The organism is Paractinoplanes aksuensis (assembly GCF_024137025.1).
Taxonomy (GTDB): domain Bacteria; phylum Actinomycetota; class Actinomycetes; order Mycobacteriales; family Micromonosporaceae; genus Actinoplanes; species Actinoplanes aksuensis.
Genome location: NZ_JAMYJR010000053.1, coordinates 26,036 through 46,859 on the forward strand (window position 1 = coordinate 26,036; position 20,824 = coordinate 46,859).

Here is a 20,824-nt window from a genome sequence, read left to right on the forward strand (position 1 = left end):
ACAGAGTTGGCCGGACTGCTCCGAGAACCGCCTGCACGACGCCGGTTCGTTCCCTGTCAAGGCGAACACCCCGGCGTCGGGCTCGGCGCGCAACGGCGTGCGGTTACGGACTCAGCATCTGCACGACCTCGTCATCGGTCCGGCCGACACCGGTGAGACCGGCGCCCACGATCGGCCGGCAACTGTCCGCGTCGCCCGTGTAGGACAGCTGTTTGCCGGTGGCCGCGTCCAGCGTCACGAACTGGTCCTTCGTCCGGACCAGGACGTTGCTGGACGTGAGGAGGCAGGTCGACAACTCCGGGACCTTCAGGGACCACACCTTTTTGCCGGTCGTGACGTCAACGGCCATGTACTCGACGCTTTTGCCGCCGCCGTTCGGAGCCCGAACGATCAGCACGATTTTGTCGTTGATCGATTGGACGTTGTCGTTGAAATACTTCGGCGTCTTGAGGCGCCACAGGGGCTTCGCCGATGGCAGCTGGAACGCACTGACCGAGTACGGAACACTGTGCGGACCGTTCCCGACGACGCTGACGATGATCTCGCCGCTCGGCGTCGACACTGTCTTCTCCCCGGAATCGCCGGCGAAGGCATGCCCGGTCCAGGCCATGGTCCCCGTCTGGGGGAGGTCGATCGCCCCGGTGGTGACACCGGACGATCTGAACGTGCCGAGCGTCTTCCATGACCCCGGCACGGTCATGCGTACGGTGTTCGACTCGCCCGCGTAAACCGTCTTGTCGGTGCCGACGGCGACGTAGTTGCCGATCGTGCCGAGCAGATCGGCCCGCGGGTACAGCCGCCCGGTCGCCAGATCGACGGCGAGGCGGAGCAACTTCTGCGGCTGCGGCCAGAGCAGCACGCCCCACTTGCCGTCGAAGGTGGTGGACAGCGCCTGAAGGTTTCCGTCGTAGGCCTGGCAGGAGAGGTCCTCTGGCGACGGCTTGATCACCGTGGTCGACCAGACCTGCGCGCCGGTCTGCGCGTCCCAAGCGTCCAATTGCAGAGCGTGGGTCTCCTCGGTGAGACCGGCGGCCGGAACCGTCTTGATGAGCACGGTCAGGATGAGGCGCTTGCCGTCCACGATGACGTCGTCGGCGCCGCACTCACCGGAGAAGGAGCCTGCGGTCAGGCCACCGAGTGGCGTCCCGTCGGCGTCGTACACCTGCAGGGTGGATTCGTCGTAGGTGAAGTCACGAAGGAAGCTGCTGACGATGTCGAAACCGCGACCCTGCACGTTGGCGATCACGTTGACCCGCCCGGGCCCCTCGATGCGGGCCAGCGCCGTGCCCGGCGTCGGCGGGGCGGCCGACGGAGGCGGCAACGATGGCGAAGGCGATGGCGAAGGGGTGTCCGTCGCCGCGGTGGTAGTGACGGCGGTGTCAGTCGGAGCCGGTGGTGTTTTGGCGGCGGGGGAATCACCGCACGCGGCCAGCGCGAGCACCGTCACCACGACGGCGAAGCGGGATATGGATCTGAGCAGCACAAATTTCCCTGTTCGGTAGTCGGAATCAGACTCGTCGGCGCAGCCATCGGCGGGCGATCCCCACCGTGACCACCACCAGGAACAAAAAGATGACGGCACGCCACAGATCACCGTCGGTGTTCTTCCCGGTGTACGACATCGCGCCGACGACGAAGAACACGATGTCGACAGCCACGATCACCAGGAGGGCCTTCGTGTCCGCCCCCAGGCCTCTGGGGGCCAGTGGCGCGTGGATGATCTGGTCACCGGTGCCCTGGTTGGCGTAGACGTGGCCACCGCGCTTCGGTGCGTTCTTCTGCACGAACTCGTCCGGCGAATCCATCTCATTCCTCCACTCGGGCCCGCAGGTTGATGATCTGATGGCCGCTGCCCTGATTGGCGTAGACGGTTCCCCCGGTGGGCTGGTTCTTCTGGACGAACCTGGTGCCCACTGGTCGTTGCTCCGACCTGGTCGGATCCGGCCGCTCGGCAATGGCTGCGGTATCGAGCACCTCGAAGGCGAGCGCGGCGGCATGGCGGGCCGCGGCGCCCTGCCAGCGCTCGTCGTTGGCCGGGCTCTTGTCGCTGAGCAGATCGGAGATTCCGCGGACGACCAGAGTGGACACGCCCTCGTTGACATAGGCGCCGCGCAGAAAGCCGTAGCTCTCCATGTCGACGGCCAGCGCATCACCGCAATACGCGGTGAGCAGCTCGGCGGTGCTCGACCGGTCGTGCGCGACCACCTTGCCCCCGGCGGCGATGGGCTTCACGAACGCCGTCGGACGGTCGGCGGGCGGAGCCGGCCGGATGCGATCCGGCCAATGTCCCCGGCGCGCCACCGCCTGGGCGCGCTGAACGAGCCCGAACGAGGGCGCCTCGGTCTTGATGCGCGGCGCGTACGCGGTTCGGCCGTCCTTACCAGCCTCGTAGTCGTACACGGCATCGGCCACGACGACATCACCGTGCCGAACGTCCTTGCGGCCCCCGGCGATCCCGACGAACATCGCGACGTCCGGCGCGAACGTCGTCACGGCCCGCTCGAGCAGGATGCCGGCCGTGGCGTTACCCGGCCCCGCCTGGGCCACCGCGACCTGCCACGAGGTCCGGCCCCGGAACGTCCCGACGTCGAACAGAAGGCCGCGCTCGTAGCGCTCGGTCAGCGGCTGTGTCAGGTGGTCCACGACGGCCGTGTGTTCCAAATCCAGTGCGGTGAGAAAGACCACCGTCGGCATCGATCTCCTCAGTGAGAGTCCTGTTTGGATTCGCCGGCCGGAAATCCTGCCGTCCGGCGCGGGCTCATCGTGGCGTCGGCAACTGCCGGTCACCATCCGCTGGCCGCCGTCAAGCAGGGGCACGATCGGCCGCCACGAAGTCCGGACGGCTCGATTTGACACCCGGATCGGCGGATGCCCTCACGTCCAGATGTCTCGTCCCAGGTGCGAATCACAGCCCGGGTTCGGGCCGGTCCCCAGGATCATGGAAGGACCTTCCGGCAACCTTCCGGCAACCTTCCACCGACCGGCCGCTTCCGGTCCCGTCGTCGAAGACGACGCGGTACTGCGGATCGCCTGAATCCGGCGGCACCCGAACGGGCGAGTTTGCCGCCGGCCGCCTCGGGTATTTCTCGCCCGGGAAGGTGACCTTTGGCGCCTTCCCGATCACATTCCGGGGCGACGGCGAGAAGTCATGACGAACTTCTTCATCAGCTACACCCACAGCGATCGCGACTGGGCCGTCTGGCTGGACTGGCTGCTGCGATCGGCGGGTTACAGCGTCGTCATGCAGGAGTCCGACTTCACCGTCGGCGAGGACTTCGTCAAGAAGATCGAACAGGCCACTCAGGAGGCCGAGCGGACAATCGCAGTGCTGAGCCGGCGATACCAGATGGCACCGTTCGCATCGGTGGAATGGCGGGTGGCCTTCGCTCGCGACCCGGACGGATCCCGGGGCCTGATCATCCCGGTGCTGGTCGAGGACTATCCGGTGTCTGGCCTACTGTCCCTGCGCACGCACATCGATGTGACCGATCTGAGCAACGGGCAAGCGACCACCGCCATTCTCACTGGTCTGGACCGACTGCACCTGGACAAGACCGGCGACCCGCACTTCGACCGGCCCCAGCCACCGTTCCCCGCCCCGCCGCCCACCCCCTCCGTACTGGAGCAGGGCGGCGACGCCGAACAGCGCCTCGTCACCGTCGCGTCGATGAAGGTCGCCATGCGGGTCGGCCCCGAGGTCGACGGCCTGCGGATGCTGCACGCGAATCAATCCCTGGAACGCATCGTCGAACCGATCGTCGGCGAGTACGGCGGCGTGAGCTTGACCCGCACCAGCCTCGACTTGCTGCTGGTCTTCGGCGCCCGGCAGGCGCACGACGACGACGCGGTGCGGGCGGTCCTGGCCTGCCTGGAGATCCACAGCGCCCTCGAGGCCAACGTCGAACTACCGGAGGTCACCGTCAGCACCGGGGTCGCCACCGGGACAGCCTTGATCATCGACGACGAAGGGCGGCCGTCCTATCCCTTTCTGGTCGAGGGCCCGGTCATGCAGATCAGCGGTCACCAGCAGTCGCTAGCGGCAGAGAATCAGATCCTCGTCGACCGGATGACTGAAGCCATCACCAACCGGGACATCACCTACGAGGCCCGGCGGGACGGCTACGAGCCCGCTGGCCGGCTGCTCGGAGTGGTCGACACGCCGAGACTGGTCGGGCTGGTCGGTCGTGACGCCGAGTTGCGCCGGCTGACCGCGACCTACGAGTTGGTCATGTCAGCCGGTAACCCCGAGTTCGTCACCGTTATCGGCACTCCCGGCGTCGGCAAGACCCGACTTCTCGAGGAACTGCGCAACAAGTTGGCCGGAACCGTTGCGCATTGGCAGGTGGTGCGCAGCTATCCGTACGGCGATCCGGTGTTGTGGCCGCTCGCCCGGCTCTTCAAGGATTACGCCTCGATCAGCGACCACGACTCCGAAGAGGTGTTGGAGACCAAGCTGCGTTCCGTACTGCACCGGTTCCGGCTCGAGGAGGTCGAGGTCAATTGGCTGCTCGGGCACCTGCTGCCGTTGATCGGGACCAGCGAGCGCGCGGACTGGCAGCCGACCGACCGGGACGAGGCCTTCGGGGCGTACCGCCGAGTCCTGGAAGAGATCGCCTCGACCGGCCCCACTGTGATCGTCTTCGAAGACGCGCACTGGGCCGATGAGTCGTTGTTGGACTTCATCGAGGACATGGCCGAGTCGCTGTCCGCCACCCGGTTGATGGTCGCCATCCTGGCCCGCCCGGAACTCACTCAACGACGAGACACCTGGCTGGGCGGCCGTCCGCGGGTTACCACGATCACCCTCGAACCGCTGACCGAGTCCGAGACCCGCACCCTGATCGACGAGATCGCGTCCGCGTCCGGCGACGGCCTGCCCGAGACCGCCGTCGCGATGATCGTCTCCAAGGTCGGCGGCAATCCGCTGTTTGTCGAGGAGTATGTGAAACCCCTCCTTGACGCGCAGGCCGGCGAGACCGCGGCAACCGCGGCGGAGGGTCTGCAGCCTCCGCCCACTATTCACGCCTCGATCGGCGGCCGTCTCGACCAGCTGCCCGAGGTCGAACGCAGCTTTCTGCTCGACGCCGCGGTCATCGGCCGGGTGATGAGCCTGCCGTTCCTGGGCCACCTCACCGACCAGGACGAGCCGAGTACCCGCCGGCTCGTCGACCGTCTGGTGCGGCACGGGTTCTTGGTGCAGGTACGTCGTGGTGGGGCGAGTTACCGGCGCGAGTACGTCTTCCGGCATGACGTGATGCGCGACGTCGCCCTCTCCCGGATGTCCCGCCGTTCCCGGCTGAACCGGCACCTACGCGCCGCCGCCTACCTGGCCTCGCGCGTGGGTGAGGCGGTGGCCGACACAACCGAGTTGCTCGCCTTCCACTATCACGCCGCCATGCAGCTGACCGAGGCGCTCGGCGACGACTCGGAAGGTTTGCGTGACCCGGCGGTGGACGCGTTCATCGCGGCCGGCGACCGGGCGGCCGACCTCGGTATCGCCAGTAACGCCGTGAAGCATTACGACCTGGCGCTGACGCTCTGCCCGGCCGGCGACGACCGGTTGCCCGAGATCATGCTCCGGGCCGGGCGGGCCCAGTTGCACTCCGGCGTGGACAGCTCCGACCTGCTCAGCCGCGCCCGGGAAGAGTTGCGCCGGCTGGGCCGCTACGAGCGGGCCGCCGAGGCCGACGTGCTGCTGGCCGGGATGGCCCTGGCCACCGGCGACCGGCAGCGGGCCGACCGGCTCGTCATGCAGGCGCTCGAACTGGCTGCCAGTGGCAGCCCCACATCGTCGACCACAGTCGCGATCTTGATTACCTGTTCAGCGCATCTGTGTTTGCTCGGCCGCTACAAGGAGGCGATCAGTGCGGGCCTGAAGGCCATCCAGATTGCCGAGCAGCGCGTGTTGCCCAGCCGGGTCGCCCGGGCGCTGACCCACGTCGGCCTGGCCCACGTGATGACCGGGCGGCCCTCGGGCATCGGGGAGATCAAGCAGAGCATCGAGATCCAGAAACGGCTGGGCGGTAGTGTCGCGCCCATCTCCTACAGCAGCTTGGCCTACGCGTACGCGAATCTGGGTGATGTTGCCGGCACCCTCGAGGCGACCGAAAGCGGATTCCGGGTGGCCACCAACCAATGGTCCCGGCCCGAGCGCCTGTGGTTGCGCGGCGAGCAGGCGTTCGGCGACTTCTGGCGGGGCGACTGGGACGCAGTGCTGAAGACCGCCGACTACTTCGAGCGGGCGTCCCGGCGGCATTTCATGGAGCCGTCGGTGCGCAACCGCCGGGCGGCGATCCTGCTGGCTCGGGACGAGTTCCACGAGGCCCTGTCCGAGGCCAGGGAGTCGCTGCGGCTGACCGAGAAGTTCACCGCGCCGATCGGTATGCCGCCGGCCATGTCGGTGTACGCCTCCTGCCTGCTCCGCTCCGGCCGGATGGAAGAGGCCGGCGATCTGATCGGCAAATTGCTCGACTTCCAGCGCGGCAAGGTCCTCGACCCAGCCCTTGGCATTGAGTTCCCGGTCCAGCTCAAGGCGCTCGGCTTCGGCTCGAGTGTGCTGCAGGAAATGGAGATCAAGCCGTCCGGCTGGCTCGACGCGGCCCGACTCTGTCTGCAGGGCCGGTTCGGCGACGCGGTGGAGAAGTATCGGGCCATCGGCTCCCTGCCTGACGTCGCGATCGGGCAGGTGATGGTGGCTGAGACGCTGATCGCCCGGGCCGAGGTGGTCGAAGCCGGCGACCGGCTGCGTGAGGCTCACGCTTTCTTCCGCTCGGTTCACGCCCGGCACTACCTGGAACGCGTCGACGAACTCTTCCGCATCGCGGGCCCCAGCGCCGGCTCACCAGACGTCGAATAGACCAGCGGTGGTTCAGCTCGGCAGGGTTCGGCCGTCCGGGACGGTCAGGGGGCCGGTCAGGTTGACCTCGCCGTCGATGGTGACATCGGCGCCGAAAGTGACCTCTCCGGTGACCTTCAGGCGGGTGGCGTTGCGTAGGGAGGGTGGGCCGGCCGGGAAGTAGCGTTCGAAGTCCGGCAGCAGCTTGTAGTGGGCCGGGTCCAGGGTCACGACCGGGCCCGGGGGCTCGTAGGTCGGGACCAGGTGGCCGTCGGCCGTCAGGTCGTAGGCGTCGGAGCGGACCACCAGCAGGTCGTCAGTGGTCTTGACCGGGGCGAAGCGGGTGCGGGGAACCAGCACCGGCCGGGCGCCCTCGATGGAGCCGATGGCTGCGCCCATGGCTGTTTCGAGCTGGATGACCGGCGTACTGGAAGAGTCTTTGGGGTCGACCGTCTTGCGGTTGACGATGAGCGGGAGCGAGGGCGCCGCCGGGTCCGCCTCTTGCAGCTGCTTCAGCGCCTGCAGATCGATCCACAGGTTGTTCGTGTTGTAGTACTTCCAGCGTTCGATGGCGCTGAACGACGTGTCGCCCTCGGGGACCTGGGCCGTCTCGCGCAGCACGACCCGGCCCTGGTGGCGGGCCAGGTGCCCGCCCTTGCGGTCGGCCTCGGTGCCCTGCACGACCTCCATCGCGAACGGGATCTGTTCCGACGCCATCCAGGCGGCCACGCGGACGTCGACCGTGGCGCCCAGGTTGTCGGCGTTCGAGACGAAGCACCAGCGCACGCCCGACTCGAGCAGCCGGTCGAGCGTCCCCGAGGCGGCCAGGGCCGTGTACAGGTCGCCGTGGCCGGGCGGGCACCATTCCAGCGACGGGTCAGCCGGCCACTCGACCGGGAACAGGTCGTCGGCGCGCAGCTTGGGCTCGCGGCCTTGCAGGAAGTCTTGAGCCTCGATGCGGGCCATCGACGGGCCGCGGGTCGCCGCCGAGTTCATCAGCAGCAGCGGCAGGCGGGCGCCGTAACGCTCGCGGACGGCTGCCACCTGGGTGGCCACGATGTCGAGGAAGTTCTTACCGGGCTTGACCTCGAGCATCGACTTCGGGCCGGTCAGGCCCATGCTCGTGCCCAGGCCACCGTTGAGTTTGAGCACGGCCAGCTGGTCGAGGATCTCACGGGCCCGGTCGGCCGAGGGCTCGGGCAGGTCGTCCAGCCCGGGGACGTCGGTCAGCGGTTCCAGTTCGTCGCCGGGGAGCAGGCCCGCCCGGGGCGCCACCACCTGGTCGAGCCGGCGGCGCAAAGCTGCCAGCTCGACCGGGTGGGCGCCGTCCTTTTCCGCCTTCGACAAAGTTGCTTGGGCAAAAGCCTCCATGCCGAAGACACTATCGCCGGGGACTTACGCCGCGGCGACCATCCCCGAAGACACGGGCTCCAGAGCCGAACTCAGGATTTCCCGTACGTCGGACACGATGTGCACGGTGAGGGCCGCCTTCACGTCCGCGGGCACTTCGTCCAGGTCGGGCTCGTTGCGCTTCGGCAGGTAGACCTCGCTGAGGCCGGCCCGCTGCGCCGCGAGCAGTTTCTGCTTGACGCCGCCGATGGGGAGGACCCGGCCGGTCAGCGACACCTCGCCGGTCATGCCGACCTCGGCCCGGACGTTGCGGCCGAGCAGCAGCGACACCAGCGCCGTGGTCATCGTGACGCCCGCCGACGGTCCGTCCTTCGGCACCGCGCCCGCGGGCACGTGCAGGTGGATCGGGTGGTCGAGCTGTTCGGGCGAGATGCCCAGCTCTTCCGCGTGGGCCCGCACGTACGACAGGGCGATCTGGGCCGACTCCTTCATCACTTCGCCGAGCTGGCCGGTGACCGACAGCCCGCCCTTGTCGCCGGGCAGCAGCGACGCCTCGATGTAGAGCACGTCACCACCCATTCCGGTGACGGCCAGGCCGGTCGCAACCCCAGGCACGGCCGTACGCTCGGCCGACTCCGGTTCGAAGCGGGGACGCCCGATGAGCTCCTTGAGGTCGGCCGCGTCGACGGTGGTGGGCAGCTCACCCAGCGCCGCCTTGCGGAACGCCTTGGCCAGCAGGCGCTCGAACGACCGTACGCCGGCCTCGCGGGTGTAATTGGCCGCGATCTCGCGCAGGGCGTCCTCGGTGACCGTCACCTCGTCGTCGGACAGCGCGGCCCGCGACAACTGCCGCGGCACCAGGAAGTCGCGGGCGATGGCGACCTTGTCGCTCTCGGTGTAGCCGTCGATCGCGATGAGCTCCATCCGGTCGAACAGGGCCTGCGGGATCGTCTCGAGCACGTTCGCCGTCGCGATGAACACGACGTCGGACAGGTCGAGGTCCAGGTCGAGGTAGTGGTCGCGGAACGTGTGGTTCTGCGCCGGGTCGAGCACCTCGAGCAGGGCCGCCGCCGGGTCACCGCGGTAGTCGCTGCCGACCTTGTCGACCTCGTCGAGCAGGACGACCGGGTTCATCGAGCCCGACTCCTTGATCGCGCGCACGATGCGACCGGGCAGAGCGCCGACATACGTACGCCGGTGGCCGCGGATCTCGGCCTCGTCGCGGACGCCGCCCAGGGCGACCCGGACGAACTTGCGGCCGAGGGTACGTGCCACCGACTCGCCGAGCGAGGTCTTGCCGACCCCGGGCGGGCCGGCCAGCAGGATCACGGCGCCGGAACCGCGGCCGCCGATCTTCTCCAGGTGGCGCGACTCGCGGCGGGCCCGCACGCCCAGGTATTCGACGATGCGGTCCTTGACCTCGGTCAGGCCGTGGTGGTCGGCGTCGAGCACGGCCCGGGCCGCCACCAGGTCGGTGTTGTCCGTGGTGCGGACGTTCCAGGGCAGGTCGAGCACGGTGTCGAGCCACGTGCGCAGATACCCGGCCTCGGGGTTCTGGTCGCCCGCCCGCTCCAGCTTGCCGACCTCGCGCAGCGCGGCCTCGCGGACGTCGTCGGGCAGGTCGGCCGCCTCGACCCGGGCGCGGTAGTCGTCGTTGCCCTCGGCCCCGTCCTCGCCGAGCTCCTTGCGGATGGCCTTGAGCTGCTCGCGCAGCAGGTACTCGCGGTTGCGCTTCTCGACCGACTCGCGGACATCGCTGTCGATCTTGTCGCTGACCTCGGACTCGGCCAGGAAGTCCTTCGTCCACTCGATGAGCAGGCGCAGCCGGGCCTCCACGTCGGGGGTCTCGAGCAGCTCGCGCTTGCGGTCGTTGGCCAGGTAGGGCGCCCAGCCGGCGGTGTCGGCCAGGTCACCGGGGTCGTCGATGGCGCTGACCGAGTCGATGACCTGCCAGGCCTCGCGGCGCTGGAGCACGGTCACCACCAGCTGCTTGTACTCGGCGGCGAGCTCGCGGGCGTGCTCGGTCGGGGCGACGGCGGGGACCGGTTCGGCCTCGACCCACAGGGCCGCGCCGGGGCCGGTGACCCCGCTGCCGATGCGGGCGCGCAGGCCCGTACGCAGGACGGCGGCGGGCGTGCCGCCGCGGGACTTACCGACCTGCCGCAGGCTTGCCACGACGCCGTGGGAGGCGTAGCGGTCCTCGAGCCGGGGCGCGATGAGCAGCTCGGAGCCGGCCGATGTGCGGGCCGCGTCCACGGCGGCCTGGGCCGCCTCGTCGAGCTCGACCGGCACGACCATGCCCGGCAGCAGCACGATGTCGTCCAGGAACAACACGGGAAGTCGCTTGGTGGACACCCGGCACCTCCGAAAAGTTGAGTATGAGCCGCTCAACCTCGGACCCCGTCAACATCTTCCGGCGTTCACTGCCAGCGAACATCGCCTGAAAGAAGACTGAGAAGCACCCCGTCCACGAACGCGCCGTCGACCCAGGCCGAGCCGCGGCGGATGCCCTCCTCGGCGAAGCCGGCCCGGATCGCGGTGGCCCACATGGCCACGTCCGACTCGATGCGGGCCCGCAGCCCGACCTTTTCCCCGCGAAGCATGTGCCCTGTCTATCACCGCCGCGAGTGGCACAAACAGGTGATTCGTCCGGAGTGGGGGTGGGTAGACGATCGAACGACGAAGATCACAACCCCTGGAGGTTCCTCCCGTGCGTCGCTCCGCAACCCTTGCCACTTTGACCGGCCTCGCGCTGGGCCTGTCGGCGTGCAGCACGCCTACGCCCAGCCCCACTCCGGTTGCGGCCGCGCCGACGTCCTCAGCCGCGTCGCCGGCGTCGTCATCGCCGGGCGCGACCGCCACCACGGAGACCACCAAGGTCGATCCTGTCGCGGCGACCAAGCAGATCCTGGCCGGTGAGCGGCAGGCGCTGATCCACATCACCGAGGACGACAAGGACTGGAGCGCCACCTACGAGGGCCCGATCGCCATCGGCCCCGGCACCGACGACGGCGCCCGCTTCCGGCTCGTCCCGTCCGGCGGCGATGGCCTGTTCCTGATCGAGGCGCTGCGGGCCCGCGAGGAGGGCGGCCGCTGGTGCGTGAACGCCGACACCCGCGACGAGCCGGTCAGCCTGGGCACGGTCAAGTGTGCCGAGAACGAGAAGACCCTGTTCCGGGTCAGTGCCACCGGCAAGAAGGACGACCAGGGCCGCCCCACGCACTGGATCAACAACGAGAAGTACGGCACCGTCCAGGTCAAGAACGACGGCTCGGCCCTCTACATCCAGGAGGTCGGCGACGGCGGCAGCCGCGGCACCTTCAGCTTCGTCGACCGCGGCGCCGTCGAGGGATAGACGCGGACGCTCGCGACGCCGTTGATGGACAGGGGAGCAGGCGCTCGCGGCGCCGCTCAGGGGTAGGCGAGCAGGCGCTCCCGGCGCGAGTCGTCGTCACGCAGGGGGCAGGTGTCGCAGCGGTTCTCGGCCGGCGGCCCGGGCTCGCACGTGCTGCGGTAATAGAGGCAGCACGTGCCCCGAACCTGGTGCAACCGCTCGCCCACCGGGAACGGCCGGCTCCGCAGGAAGCGGATCGGGGCGTGCCGGGCCAGGGCGTCGAGCAGCCGCTGGGCCCTCGTCCAGGCGGCCTGCTGGTCGCGCCCGGCCAGTTCGGCCAGCCACAAAGAAGTGGCGGTGACGTCGTCGGCGGCCAGCCCCCACAGGTTGCGCAGGCCGAACGGGGCCCGCGTGCGCACCGCCTCGAACAGCGGGGTCAGCGTGGCCGCGACCCCCACCGCCCACCATTCATCAAGGGCTTTTTCGTCGGGCAGCACGACGCTGTCCGGATGGGCGGCCGCCGGGTCGACGGCCAGAACCGCAATTCTTCCCGTACGAACCCCGCGCGCGTCGAACTCGCCCGTGCCCGACGGCAGCGCGGTCAGGTTGGCCGGCGCCGGATCGGGGCAGCGCCGGTCGAGCAGCATCGAGCCCACGGTCGGCCCGATCACGGCGGCGGCCAGGGCGGAGCCGAGGGTGCTGCCGGCAACGTTACGACCGCCGTGCTCGGCGATCAGCAGGGCGAGCCACCGGTCGAGGAAACCGTCGGCGGCGGCCAGCGACACCCAGCCCGCTCCCGGTCGTACGGAAAAGCCCGCGTAGTCGTCGAGCGCCGCCAGCCGAGCGGCGGTCTCGTCGACCGGGGCAGGCGTCATGCGGTAAGGCTAACCTAACCGCGGACCGAGGCCGACGGGGAAGCGCTTCCCCTCGTAAAGCGCTTGTTTCTGCACATAGTGTTGATCGCCGAGCGTCAATATTGAGAGAGCGCTTCCCCGAGCCTGATACTGCCTGGCATCCCCGTCCCTCCCCCGAAGGGAATCCCCGATGCGCAGGTACTTAGCGGCGATACTGCTCGCCGCGGCCACCGTCCTCGTGGCCTCCGCGCCCGCCGGCGCCGCCACAACGACGGTGCAGGCCGAGGCGTACGCCGCTCAATCCGGCAGCCAGGTCGAGCCCACTGCCGACACGGGCGGCGGCCAGAACGTCGCCTACCTCGGCGAGGGCGACTGGCTCCGGTACGACAACGTCATACTGACCGGCGTCACCAGCGTCTCGGCCCGGGTCGCCTCCGCGGTCGGCACCGGCCGGGTCGAGCTGCGCACCGGCTCGGCCACCGGACCCCTGCTGGCCCAGTTCACGATCACGGCGACCGGCGGCTGGCAGACCTGGACCACGCTGACCGCCGCCGCGACAGCCAACCATCCGGTTGGTTCGCAAACCGTCTTCGCAGTGCTGCGCAACACCACCGGCGGCGACTTCGTCAACCTCAACTGGTTCACGTTCGGCGACGGCACGCCACCCGCCCAGGACGGCTGGGTGCCGATCGACACCGCGGCCTGGAACGCGCAACTCGCCGAGTTCCGCGCACTGACCCCACGGCCCGTGCCGGCCGGCACGGTGCGCGTACCCGAATTCAACGCGACCTGTGCCTACAGCCACTCGCACCCGGACGACCCGATCATCTTCCCGGGCCTGCCGGGCGCCTCGCACATGCACTCGTTCCTCGGCAACACCAGCACCAACGCGTACACCACGACCCGCACCCTGCTGGCCAACGCGGGCACCACCTGCCGCCCCGCGCCGGACCTGTCGGCGTACTGGATCCCGACCCTGTACCAGGGCGACCGGGTCATCGAGCCCAAGGACGTGGTCGTCTATTACGGCTCGCGCCTGACCGACCCCTCGGCCACGGTGCCCTTCCCCCAGGGCTTCCGCATGATCGCCGGCGACGCCAAACTGCAGACGCCGACGCCCGCGGGCTCGGTCAACGCGTTCTACTGCGCCGGGCCGGGTGGCGAGATCGGGCGCAGCGCCGACGGCAACTGGCCGGTCTGCGCACCGACCGCGGTGCTCATGTTCCACCTGGTCTTCCAGGACTGCTGGGACGGCCGCAACCTCGACAGCCCCACCCACAAAGCACACGTGTCGTACAGCTACGACGGCACCTGCCGCGGTGACTACCCGGTGGCCATCCCCAACCTATCGTTCCTCATCGCCTACCCCACCAGCGGCAGCTCGAGCGGCCTCCGGCTGGCGTCGGGGATGGCCTCGTCGATGCACGGCGACGCGTTCATGGCCTGGGAGAACCGGGCGCTCGGCGAGCGGGTGAAGAACTGCGTCGTCCAAAAAGCGAAGTGCAACACCAACGGCGACTTCTAAACCGGGTCCACCGTTCGCCGATCATGCCCGGGTCAGAACACTGGGCAGGGGGTACGCGGTGGGCAGATGGCGCCGGCCGGCGGCCTGGCAGGCCTACCTCGCCCTGTGCGCGTTGGCCTCCGGGGTCTACTACGCGTTTCCGTACGAAATCGTGCAGTCGGTCGTCGTCGCCGTGCTCGGCATGTCGGCGGCCGGCGCCATCGTGGCCGGCGTCAAAATCAACAAGCCGGCCGTACGCTGGCCCTGGTACCTGCTGGCGGCCGCGCGCGCCTGTTTCGCGCTGGCCGAGGTCGTCTACTGGTTACAACACTTCTCGACCGGGGGCGACGTCTTCCCCGGGTACGCCGACTGGTTGTACCTGGCCTTCGCGGTCATGCTGGCGGTGGCGGTGGTCGGCCTCGTCCGGGCCCGCCGCCCCGGCAAAGATCTGCCCGGCCTGATCGACGCCCTGGTGCTGTCCACCGGTGCCGCCATGCTGGCCTGGGTCTTCCTGCTGGTTCCTTATGTACGGGCCGAGGACCTGAGCGCTCTGGGCCGGGCGGTCTCCCTGGCCTATCCCGTCTCCGACCTGCTCGTCCTGGCCGTGCTGTCCCGCCTGGTGACCGGCCGCGGCGACCGCCCGCCGGCCTATTGGCTGTTCGTCGGCAGCGTGATCGCCCTGCTCATCGCCGACGTCGGCTACGCCCTGCTCGAGCTGAGCATCGGCTACACAGCGGGCAACATCGTCGACCTGGGCTGGCTGGCCATGCAGGCCCTGGGTGGCACGGCCGCGCTGCACCCGTCGGTGGCCGCGCTGTCGAGACGCAGCGCCCCCGTGGCCGCCCAGGCCACCGCCCCGCGCCGCCGCGTCATCATGCTGGCCGCGGCCAGCCTGACCGCGCCGGCCGTGCTGGCCATCGAGTGGCTACGCGGCATGCCCATCGACGTCCCGGTCATCGTGGCCGGCAGCACCATCCTGTTCCTGCTGGTCATCGCCCGCATGGACGGCCTGGTCCGCCAGCTGGCGGGCGCGCTGCACGCGGTCGAACGCCAGGCCAGCACCGACCAGCTGACCGGCCTGGCCAACCGCCGCCGGTTCTACGACCGCTGGTCCACCACACTGACCACGTCCACCGGCCCGACCGCGCTGCTCTATCTCGACCTGGACGGCTTCAAACCGGTCAACGACACGTACGGCCACGAGGCCGGGGACGCCGTGCTGGTCGAGGTGGCGGCCCGCATCAACGCCGCGATCCGCGTGGGCGACGTCGTGGCCCGCCTCGGCGGCGACGAGTTCGCCGTGATCCTGCCCGACACCGACGACGAGCTGGCCGGCACGGTCGCCGAGCGCATCCTGAAGTCGCTCTCGGAGCCCTTCGACGCCCTCTCCCACGAGGTCTGCGTAGGCGCCAGCATCGGCGTCATCACGGCCACCCCCGACGCCAACCCCGAAGCCGAACTCCGCCGAGCCGACCAGGCCATGTACACCGCCAAAAACAGCGGCCGCAACCGCGTGCACCACAGCTTCCCGGTAACGTCCGCCGTCTAGGCTCTCCCGAGGGCGAACGGGGCGCTCGGCATCTTCCTGCGATCACGACGGGAACGGGTCACCCCCGAGGCGGTCGGCCTGGCCCCCGGGCCCCGGCGTCGCACACCCGGCCTGCGCCGGGAAGAGGTGGCGCTGTCGGCCGGTCTGACAGGAACTCCGGATTCCACGGTCCGGTGTCCTACCGCCCCGATCGCGGGCGAGCCTACGGTCGGCGTCATGCGGGTTCTGGTCACAGGCGGTACAGGATTCATCGGTTCGGCCGTCACCACGGCGCTGCTGCGGGACGGCCACGAGGTCGTGGCGCTGGTCCGCGACACCTCCCGGCCGCTGACGGCCGGGGTCACCGCGCGCCCGGGAGACATGACCCGACCCGAAACGTACGCACCGCTGGTAGCCGACGTCGACGCAGTGATCCACGCCGCGCAACTGTCGGCCGGCGGCCGGCTGACCCGCGGCCGCGCCCGCGCGGTCTTCGCCGCCGACCGCCTGATGACCAGGACCTTGGCCGAGGCCTGCCTGACCCACGGCCGCCGGCTGATCTACACCGGAGGCTGCTTCGACTGGGGCGACCACGGCCACGACTGGATCGACGAGGACACGCCCCGGCACCCTCACCGACAGGCGCCGGCCACGCCGAACAAGCGACCCGGCTGGACGAGCGGCATCGGACGGAGGGGCTCGACCTCGGCTTCTGCGGTTGCTCCTGGCCCCGCCGGCCGTCGCGGACGAGATTCGCAACACCGTGTGCGGACGCGGCCGCTCTCACGCGCGTACGAAGGGGCGAGAGCGGCCGCGTGTGACTGTCAGCGGTCGATGATCCGCAGTTCGGTTCTACAGGTCCGTCCGGGGGCCGCCGGGAGCGTCGACCCACTCCCGCCAGTGGAACGAGTACTGCTGGACGCGGTTGACGACCCGGTAGATGATTTCGACGTAAGCGTTGCCGTATTGCCCTTGCCACGCGATCATGCGGTTGTAGGCGTCAGTGTGACTGCCGTACCAGATGCCCCAGTCGAACCAGGGGGACCAGTAGGCGGGCTCGACGTCTCCCGACGAGGCATTCACGGTGACACCGGCCGGCGGGGAATCAGCCGGTGCAGCTTGAGCCGGTACGGCAGTCGCGGTGAGACCCACAGCAATTGCCGTGGCCACCATGCCGAATTTCACGGCACCCAATTTTCTCACTCGTACTCCTTGGATCTCGACACTTCGGGCTCGCCGAACGGCGGACCACGACTTTCACTGTCCACGCTAGACAATCCGAGTGGAGATCTTCTTTACCAGTTCGGCGAAGTCGTATGGCGGAAGTAAAGAACGGGCCTTCCCTGCTGGTCGACCGACGAGTTACTTCAATGAAGTCAGTATCAAGTCTTTTTTCACAGCAACTTGGAACACTCAACTCCGCCAGAATTGAGGACTACCGTGGGGGGTTCATGCGAACGCGACGGGCATTGTTGATCGGGATAGCGACTGCGTTGATCGCGGGTGGAGCCGCGGCCGGCACTCAATCCGAGGGCTTGACGGCATCGACCGGTTCGGAGTTGTCGCGAGGAGTCGCGGTGACCGTTTGGCGCGCCGTCTACTGGTCACAGAGATACGAGCAAGCCTATCAGCTTTACGCCCTTCTCTCCGAAGAGCACTATGGCGATAAAGAATACAAACTGAATTACTCGAATGGCGCTTGGACCGTCTGGGAACGGAACATCTACGCTGATCCCGGAACAGGAACGGGCCGCATCCGGCAGTCGCGTTCGGTAGCGCTGTAGGCCCGTCGGGCGCCGCGCACCAGCCACCTGGAGGTTGTCAGGCGCTGGCGATGGCCTTGTCCAGCAGGGCGTGCAGTTGCTTTTGCTCTGTTTTGTCGAGGCCGGCCAGTGGTGAATGCCGCGCGACGAGTTCGATCAGTTCCTCGCGTACTCGCCGGCCGTCGGCTGTCAGTACCAGGGTGCGGACCCGGCCGTCGCGGGGGTGGGGGCGGCGTTCGGCGAGGCCGCGTTCTTCGAGTTTGGCGCTCAGCAGGGTGACGTTGGACGGGTCGCAGTGCAGCTGGGCTGCGAGCTTGCGCAGGGGTAGCGGGTCGGTGTCGGGGCGCAGCAGCCAGACCAGGTTGGCCACCGACTCGGTGAGGTCGAGGCGTTCGAGGCCGGCCCGCATGCGTTCGGTCACCTGGCCGGACAAGGTCATCACCTGCCCCAGCAGGGCCACCGCGATCTCGTCCGCCACGAAGCCGACAATAGCCTGCGCCTCGTTCAAGGGATCAGGACGAGCTTGCCCTGGACTTCCCGGTTCTCCAGCCGCCGGTGCGCTTCTGCGGCTTCGGCGAGCGGGAGTGTCGTCACCTCGGGCGCGATGCTCCCGTCGGCCAGCAGGTCGATCAGCGCCGTCATGTCGGCCCGGAACGCGGCCGGATCCTTGCGCACCATATTCAGTACGGTGTGGACTGCCAGCCGAGGGCCGGGAGTCAGTTTCGCTCGGGCGATGGCGGCGAGAGTGCGCGCGAGAGCGCCGGCCTTCGAGTACCCGGCGTCGGCGGTGAAGCTGAACCCGTACGAAATAACCACGCCTTCGCGAGATGTCGCCCGCCGGGACACCGCTAGCGAGGGACCACCGACGGGATCGAAGGTGGCCGCCACCGGCGCGGGAAGCGCGGTGGGGTCCGCGACCCAGGTCGCACCGAGCGATTTCACCCGTTCGCGGCGGGCCGGGCTGGAGGTGCCGTAGACCTCGACGCCGGCCGCGCGGGCGATCTGCGTCAGCGCCGAGCCCACTCCCCCGGCCGCACCGAGCACGAGCACCGACTGCCCCGGGCGGGGTTTCGCGACGTGATGGAACATCTGCCACGCGGTCAGGTAGTTGAGCAGCAGCGCGTCCAGGACGGCCGCGTCGAGCCCGTCCGGCATCGGCACGACCTGGGTCGTGGGCGCGAGCACATGGGTGGCGTAACCGCCCGTCCCGACCAGGGCGCCGACCCGGTCCCCGACGGCGAACCCCGTCACCTGCGGCCCCAGCTCGAGCACGTGGCCGACGACGTCGAATCCCAGCACCTCGGGCAGCGCGCCGGGGCTCAGCCCCCGGCGGGTGGCGATGTCGTGGAAAGCGACGCCCGCCGCTTCGGCCCGGATCAGCACCTGCCCCGGACCGGGTGCCGGCCAGGGAGCGGTCTCGGCCACCAGCACTTCTGGCCCACCGGGAGAGGTCAGTCGTACCCGGGTCATGCTCACGTCGCTCATGCTTGAGACAATACATGAGTTACTCAAGCTTCTAGGATGCCCGCGAGTGTCAGCGAGACTCCTGGAGCAGCCGCACGTAGGTGATCACGTTCTGGGCGGCATGGAAGATCGGGGACTGCGGATGACGGCCCTTGCCCAGGTCATTCTCGGGGGCCCGCAGCGCATGCTCGCCGCTGTAGGCCAGGGCGCGCAGGACAACCTCGCCCGCCGGCGGGAGGGAGGCGTCGATCGAGGGCGACAGGTGGTCGAGATGTTCTTCGACGACGCGCAGGGCGTCGCGGGTGGCCTCGGCCACCTGGGGGTGCTCCCCGCAACCGATGAAGCCGCCGCCGGTGCTCGTATAGAGGCTGGTGGTGCCATCGGCGAGAGCGACCAGCGTGTAGCCGCCCTTCTTCCAAGTCGTGTCCATCACCAGGCCCCACACGCGCGGCAGCTCAGAAGTCGGGGCGACGCCGACCTCGGCCGGGGTGGTGCGCAGGATCATGCCGCGCAGTTCGAGGTACTGGTCGTCGGGCTTCGGGGCCGGGTTCCGCCGGAATCTATCGAACACGGCTCATATCTTGGCCGGAACGTGTGACGTAAGCAACTGTTTACTTATGGCGGGAGGGGATCATAATAAGTCAGCAGGCGTTTACTTCTAGCTGTTGGGAACACCCATGACGCAAACCGTCGAAAAGACCGAGGCCAAGAGCGGCGGATCGCTGCTGGTGCTGTATCTGGCGCTGGGCGGCCTGGCTTTCGCCGTGCTCCAGTCGCTGGTGTCGCCGGCGTTGTCGACCATCGGGCGCGAGCTTCAGGTGTCGACCAGCGACGTCAGTTGGGTCGTCACGGCGTACCTGCTGTCGGCCTCGGTCCTGACGCCGATCCTCGGCCGGCTCGGTGACATGCGGGGCAAGCGCAAGGTGCTGATCGGCGTGCTGGCGATCCTCGCCGCGGGCACGATCGTCGCCGCGCTGGCGCCCAACCTGACCGTGCTGATCATCGGGCGCGTGCTGCAGGGCGCGGCCGGTGCGATCCTGCCGCTGTCGATCGGCATGGTGCGGGACGAGCTTCCCCGCGAGCGCGTGGCCACCACGGTCGGCCTGATCTCGGCGATCTTCGGCGTCGGCGCCGGTATCGGCATCGTGGCGGCCGGGCCGATCGTCGAGCACCTGTCGTGGCACTGGCTGTTCTGGCTGCCGCTGGTGCTGGTCGTGGTCGCGCTGCTCGGGGCGATCTTCGGCATGAAGGAGTCGGCCGTCCGTACGCCGGGCAAGCTGGATGTGCTCGGCGCGACCATCCTCTCCGTCTCGCTGGTGTCGCTGCTGCTGGCGATCAGCAAGGGCCAGGCCTGGGGCTGGGGTGACGGCAAGACCGTCGGGCTGCTCGCGCTGGGCGTCGTCGGCCTGATCGGGTTCGTGTTCGTCGAGCTGCGGGTCAAGGAGCCGCTGATCGACATGCGGCTCATGAAGATCCGCGGTGTGTGGGCCACCGACCTGGTCGCGCTGATCCTCGGCTTCGCCATGTTCGGCACGTTCCTGCTGGTCCCGACGCTGCTGCAGCTGCCCGCGATCACCGGCTACGGCTTCGGCAAGTCGGTCTCGCAGGCCGGTCTGTTCCTGCTGCCGACCGTCGTCATGATGGTGGTGTTCGGGCCGCTGGCCGGCATCCTGAACCGCAAGTACGGGCCGAAGCTGCCGATGTTCCTCGGCGCGCTCTTCGTGGTCGCCGCGTTCACCCTGCCCGCCATCGCGCACGGCCAGATCTGGCAGGTTCTCGCCTCCGGCATCCTGACCGGCGCCGGCATCGGCTTCGCCTTCGCGGCGATGTCCAACGCCATCATCGAAAGCGTCCCGGCCGCCCAGACCGGCGAGGCGACAAGCGTCAACACCATTGCCCGTACGATCGGCAGCAGCATCGGCACGGCCGTCGTCGCCGCCGTGATCACCTCGAACACGACGCCGCAGGGCCTGCCCACCGACGCCGCGTTCACCAACGGCTTCTGGGTCTGCGCCGCCGTGGCCGCGCTCGCGGTTGTCGCCGCCCTGGCCCTCCCCCGAGCCCACAAGCGCCACGAGGAAGCGGTCGAGACCGGCGTGGACGACCTGCCGCCCGAGCCCGACGAGATCCACGTGCTGCACCGCACCAACGCCTGAGCAATTCCCGACGGGGTGCGACCGCGCGACAGCGGC

The 20,824-nt window shown here is 69.0% G+C and carries 17 protein-coding genes and 2 pseudogenes; 8 read left to right on the top strand and 11 right to left on the bottom strand.

What is annotated here, in order from left to right; genetic code table 11:
* Nucleotides 1-103: 103 nt before the first annotated feature.
* The 3 genes from M1L60_RS41350 to M1L60_RS41360 form a co-directional block, all read right to left on the bottom strand.
* The gene (locus M1L60_RS41350; RefSeq protein WP_253243064.1) at nt 104-1,321 is read right to left on the bottom strand and encodes an outer membrane protein assembly factor BamB family protein; all 1,218 of its coding nucleotides are present in this window, start codon (nt 1,319-1,321) and stop codon (nt 104-106) included.
* A gap of 187 nt (nt 1,322-1,508) precedes the next feature.
* A complete protein-coding gene (locus tag M1L60_RS41355; RefSeq protein ID WP_253243065.1) occupies nt 1,509-1,805 on the bottom strand; it encodes a hypothetical protein in 297 nt (98 codons plus the stop codon).
* A gap of 1 nt (nt 1,806) precedes the next feature.
* Nucleotides 1,807-2,790, bottom strand: a complete 984-nt coding sequence (locus tag M1L60_RS41360) for a 5'-methylthioadenosine/S-adenosylhomocysteine nucleosidase family protein (RefSeq protein WP_253243066.1) — start codon at nt 2,788-2,790, stop codon at nt 1,807-1,809.
* A 358-nt stretch (nt 2,791-3,148) separates the two neighbouring features.
* Here M1L60_RS41360 and M1L60_RS41365 point away from each other — a divergent pair, with 358 nt between their 5' ends.
* Nucleotides 3,149-6,856: a TIR domain-containing protein gene (locus M1L60_RS41365; protein ID WP_253243067.1), complete on the top strand. Its 3,708-nt coding sequence runs from the start codon at nt 3,149-3,151 to the stop codon at nt 6,854-6,856.
* A gap of 12 nt (nt 6,857-6,868) precedes the next feature.
* Here the strand turns inward: M1L60_RS41365 and M1L60_RS41370 are convergent, their stop codons facing one another.
* The 3 genes from M1L60_RS41370 to M1L60_RS41380 all read right to left on the bottom strand — a co-directional run bounded on the left by M1L60_RS41370 (nt 6,869) and on the right by M1L60_RS41380 (nt 10,788).
* Nucleotides 6,869-8,206: a UTP--glucose-1-phosphate uridylyltransferase gene (locus M1L60_RS41370; protein ID WP_253243068.1), complete on the bottom strand. Its 1,338-nt coding sequence runs from the start codon at nt 8,204-8,206 to the stop codon at nt 6,869-6,871.
* A gap of 24 nt (nt 8,207-8,230) precedes the next feature.
* Nucleotides 8,231-10,483, bottom strand: coding sequence for an endopeptidase La (lon, locus tag M1L60_RS41375; protein ID WP_253243120.1), 2,253 nt, complete (start codon nt 10,481-10,483; stop codon nt 8,231-8,233).
* A 122-nt stretch (nt 10,484-10,605) separates the two neighbouring features.
* On the bottom strand, nt 10,606-10,788 hold the full coding sequence (locus M1L60_RS41380; RefSeq protein WP_253243069.1) for a GNAT family N-acetyltransferase: 183 nt from the start codon (nt 10,786-10,788) through the stop codon (nt 10,606-10,608).
* 107 nt (nt 10,789-10,895) lie between these two features.
* Here M1L60_RS41380 and M1L60_RS41385 point away from each other — a divergent pair, with 107 nt between their 5' ends.
* Nucleotides 10,896-11,540 carry a hypothetical protein gene (locus tag M1L60_RS41385; RefSeq protein ID WP_253243070.1) on the top strand — a complete coding sequence of 215 codons (645 nt, stop codon included), beginning with the start codon at nt 10,896-10,898 and terminating at the stop codon, nt 11,538-11,540.
* Between the two features lie 56 nt (nt 11,541-11,596).
* Here M1L60_RS41385 and M1L60_RS41390 read toward each other — a convergent pair whose 3' ends face one another.
* On the bottom strand, nt 11,597-12,394 hold the full coding sequence (locus tag M1L60_RS41390; RefSeq protein ID WP_253243071.1) for a (2Fe-2S)-binding protein: 798 nt from the start codon (nt 12,392-12,394) through the stop codon (nt 11,597-11,599).
* 169 nt (nt 12,395-12,563) lie between these two features.
* Between M1L60_RS41390 and M1L60_RS41395 the strand changes: the two genes are divergently transcribed.
* The 4 genes and pseudogenes from M1L60_RS41395 to M1L60_RS41410 all read left to right on the top strand — a co-directional run.
* Nucleotides 12,564-13,898 (top strand): DUF1996 domain-containing protein, encoded by a 1,335-nt coding sequence (locus tag M1L60_RS41395; RefSeq protein WP_253243072.1) that lies wholly within the window; start codon nt 12,564-12,566, stop codon nt 13,896-13,898.
* A gap of 58 nt (nt 13,899-13,956) precedes the next feature.
* On the top strand, nt 13,957-15,426 hold the full coding sequence (locus tag M1L60_RS48110; RefSeq protein WP_308208620.1) for a diguanylate cyclase domain-containing protein: 1,470 nt from the start codon (nt 13,957-13,959) through the stop codon (nt 15,424-15,426).
* A 30-nt stretch (nt 15,427-15,456) separates the two neighbouring features.
* Nucleotides 15,457-15,570: pseudogene (locus M1L60_RS41405) on the top strand (transcriptional regulator); the annotation flags it as partial.
* 72 nt (nt 15,571-15,642) lie between these two features.
* Nucleotides 15,643-16,026: pseudogene (locus M1L60_RS41410) on the top strand (NAD-dependent epimerase/dehydratase family protein); the annotation flags it as partial.
* A gap of 231 nt (nt 16,027-16,257) precedes the next feature.
* Here M1L60_RS41410 and M1L60_RS41415 read toward each other — a convergent pair.
* The gene (locus tag M1L60_RS41415; RefSeq protein WP_253243124.1) at nt 16,258-16,608 is read right to left on the bottom strand and encodes a hypothetical protein; all 351 of its coding nucleotides are present in this window, start codon (nt 16,606-16,608) and stop codon (nt 16,258-16,260) included.
* Nucleotides 16,609-16,982: 374 nt separating this feature from the next.
* Between M1L60_RS41415 and M1L60_RS41420 the strand changes: the two genes are divergently transcribed.
* Nucleotides 16,983-17,189 (top strand): hypothetical protein, encoded by a 207-nt coding sequence (locus tag M1L60_RS41420; protein WP_253243073.1) that lies wholly within the window; start codon nt 16,983-16,985, stop codon nt 17,187-17,189.
* A gap of 37 nt (nt 17,190-17,226) precedes the next feature.
* On the opposite strand, the gene M1L60_RS41425 is transcribed toward M1L60_RS41420, so the two are convergent.
* The 3 genes from M1L60_RS41425 to M1L60_RS41435 are packed head-to-tail and all read right to left on the bottom strand — an operon-like array spanning nt 17,227 to nt 19,203.
* On the bottom strand, nt 17,227-17,646 hold the full coding sequence (locus M1L60_RS41425) for a MarR family winged helix-turn-helix transcriptional regulator (RefSeq protein WP_253243074.1): 420 nt from the start codon (nt 17,644-17,646) through the stop codon (nt 17,227-17,229).
* Between the two features lie 26 nt (nt 17,647-17,672).
* Nucleotides 17,673-18,653 (bottom strand): alcohol dehydrogenase catalytic domain-containing protein, encoded by a 981-nt coding sequence (locus M1L60_RS41430; RefSeq protein ID WP_253243075.1) that lies wholly within the window; start codon nt 18,651-18,653, stop codon nt 17,673-17,675.
* Nucleotides 18,654-18,702: 49 nt separating this feature from the next.
* Nucleotides 18,703-19,203 (bottom strand): hypothetical protein, encoded by a 501-nt coding sequence (locus M1L60_RS41435; RefSeq protein ID WP_253243076.1) that lies wholly within the window; start codon nt 19,201-19,203, stop codon nt 18,703-18,705.
* 106 nt (nt 19,204-19,309) lie between these two features.
* Here M1L60_RS41435 and M1L60_RS41440 point away from each other — a divergent pair, with 106 nt between their 5' ends.
* Complete coding sequence (locus M1L60_RS41440) at nt 19,310-20,788, top strand: MFS transporter (protein WP_253243077.1); 1,479 nt, start codon at nt 19,310-19,312, stop codon at nt 20,786-20,788.
* Nucleotides 20,789-20,824: the final 36 nt, after the last annotated feature.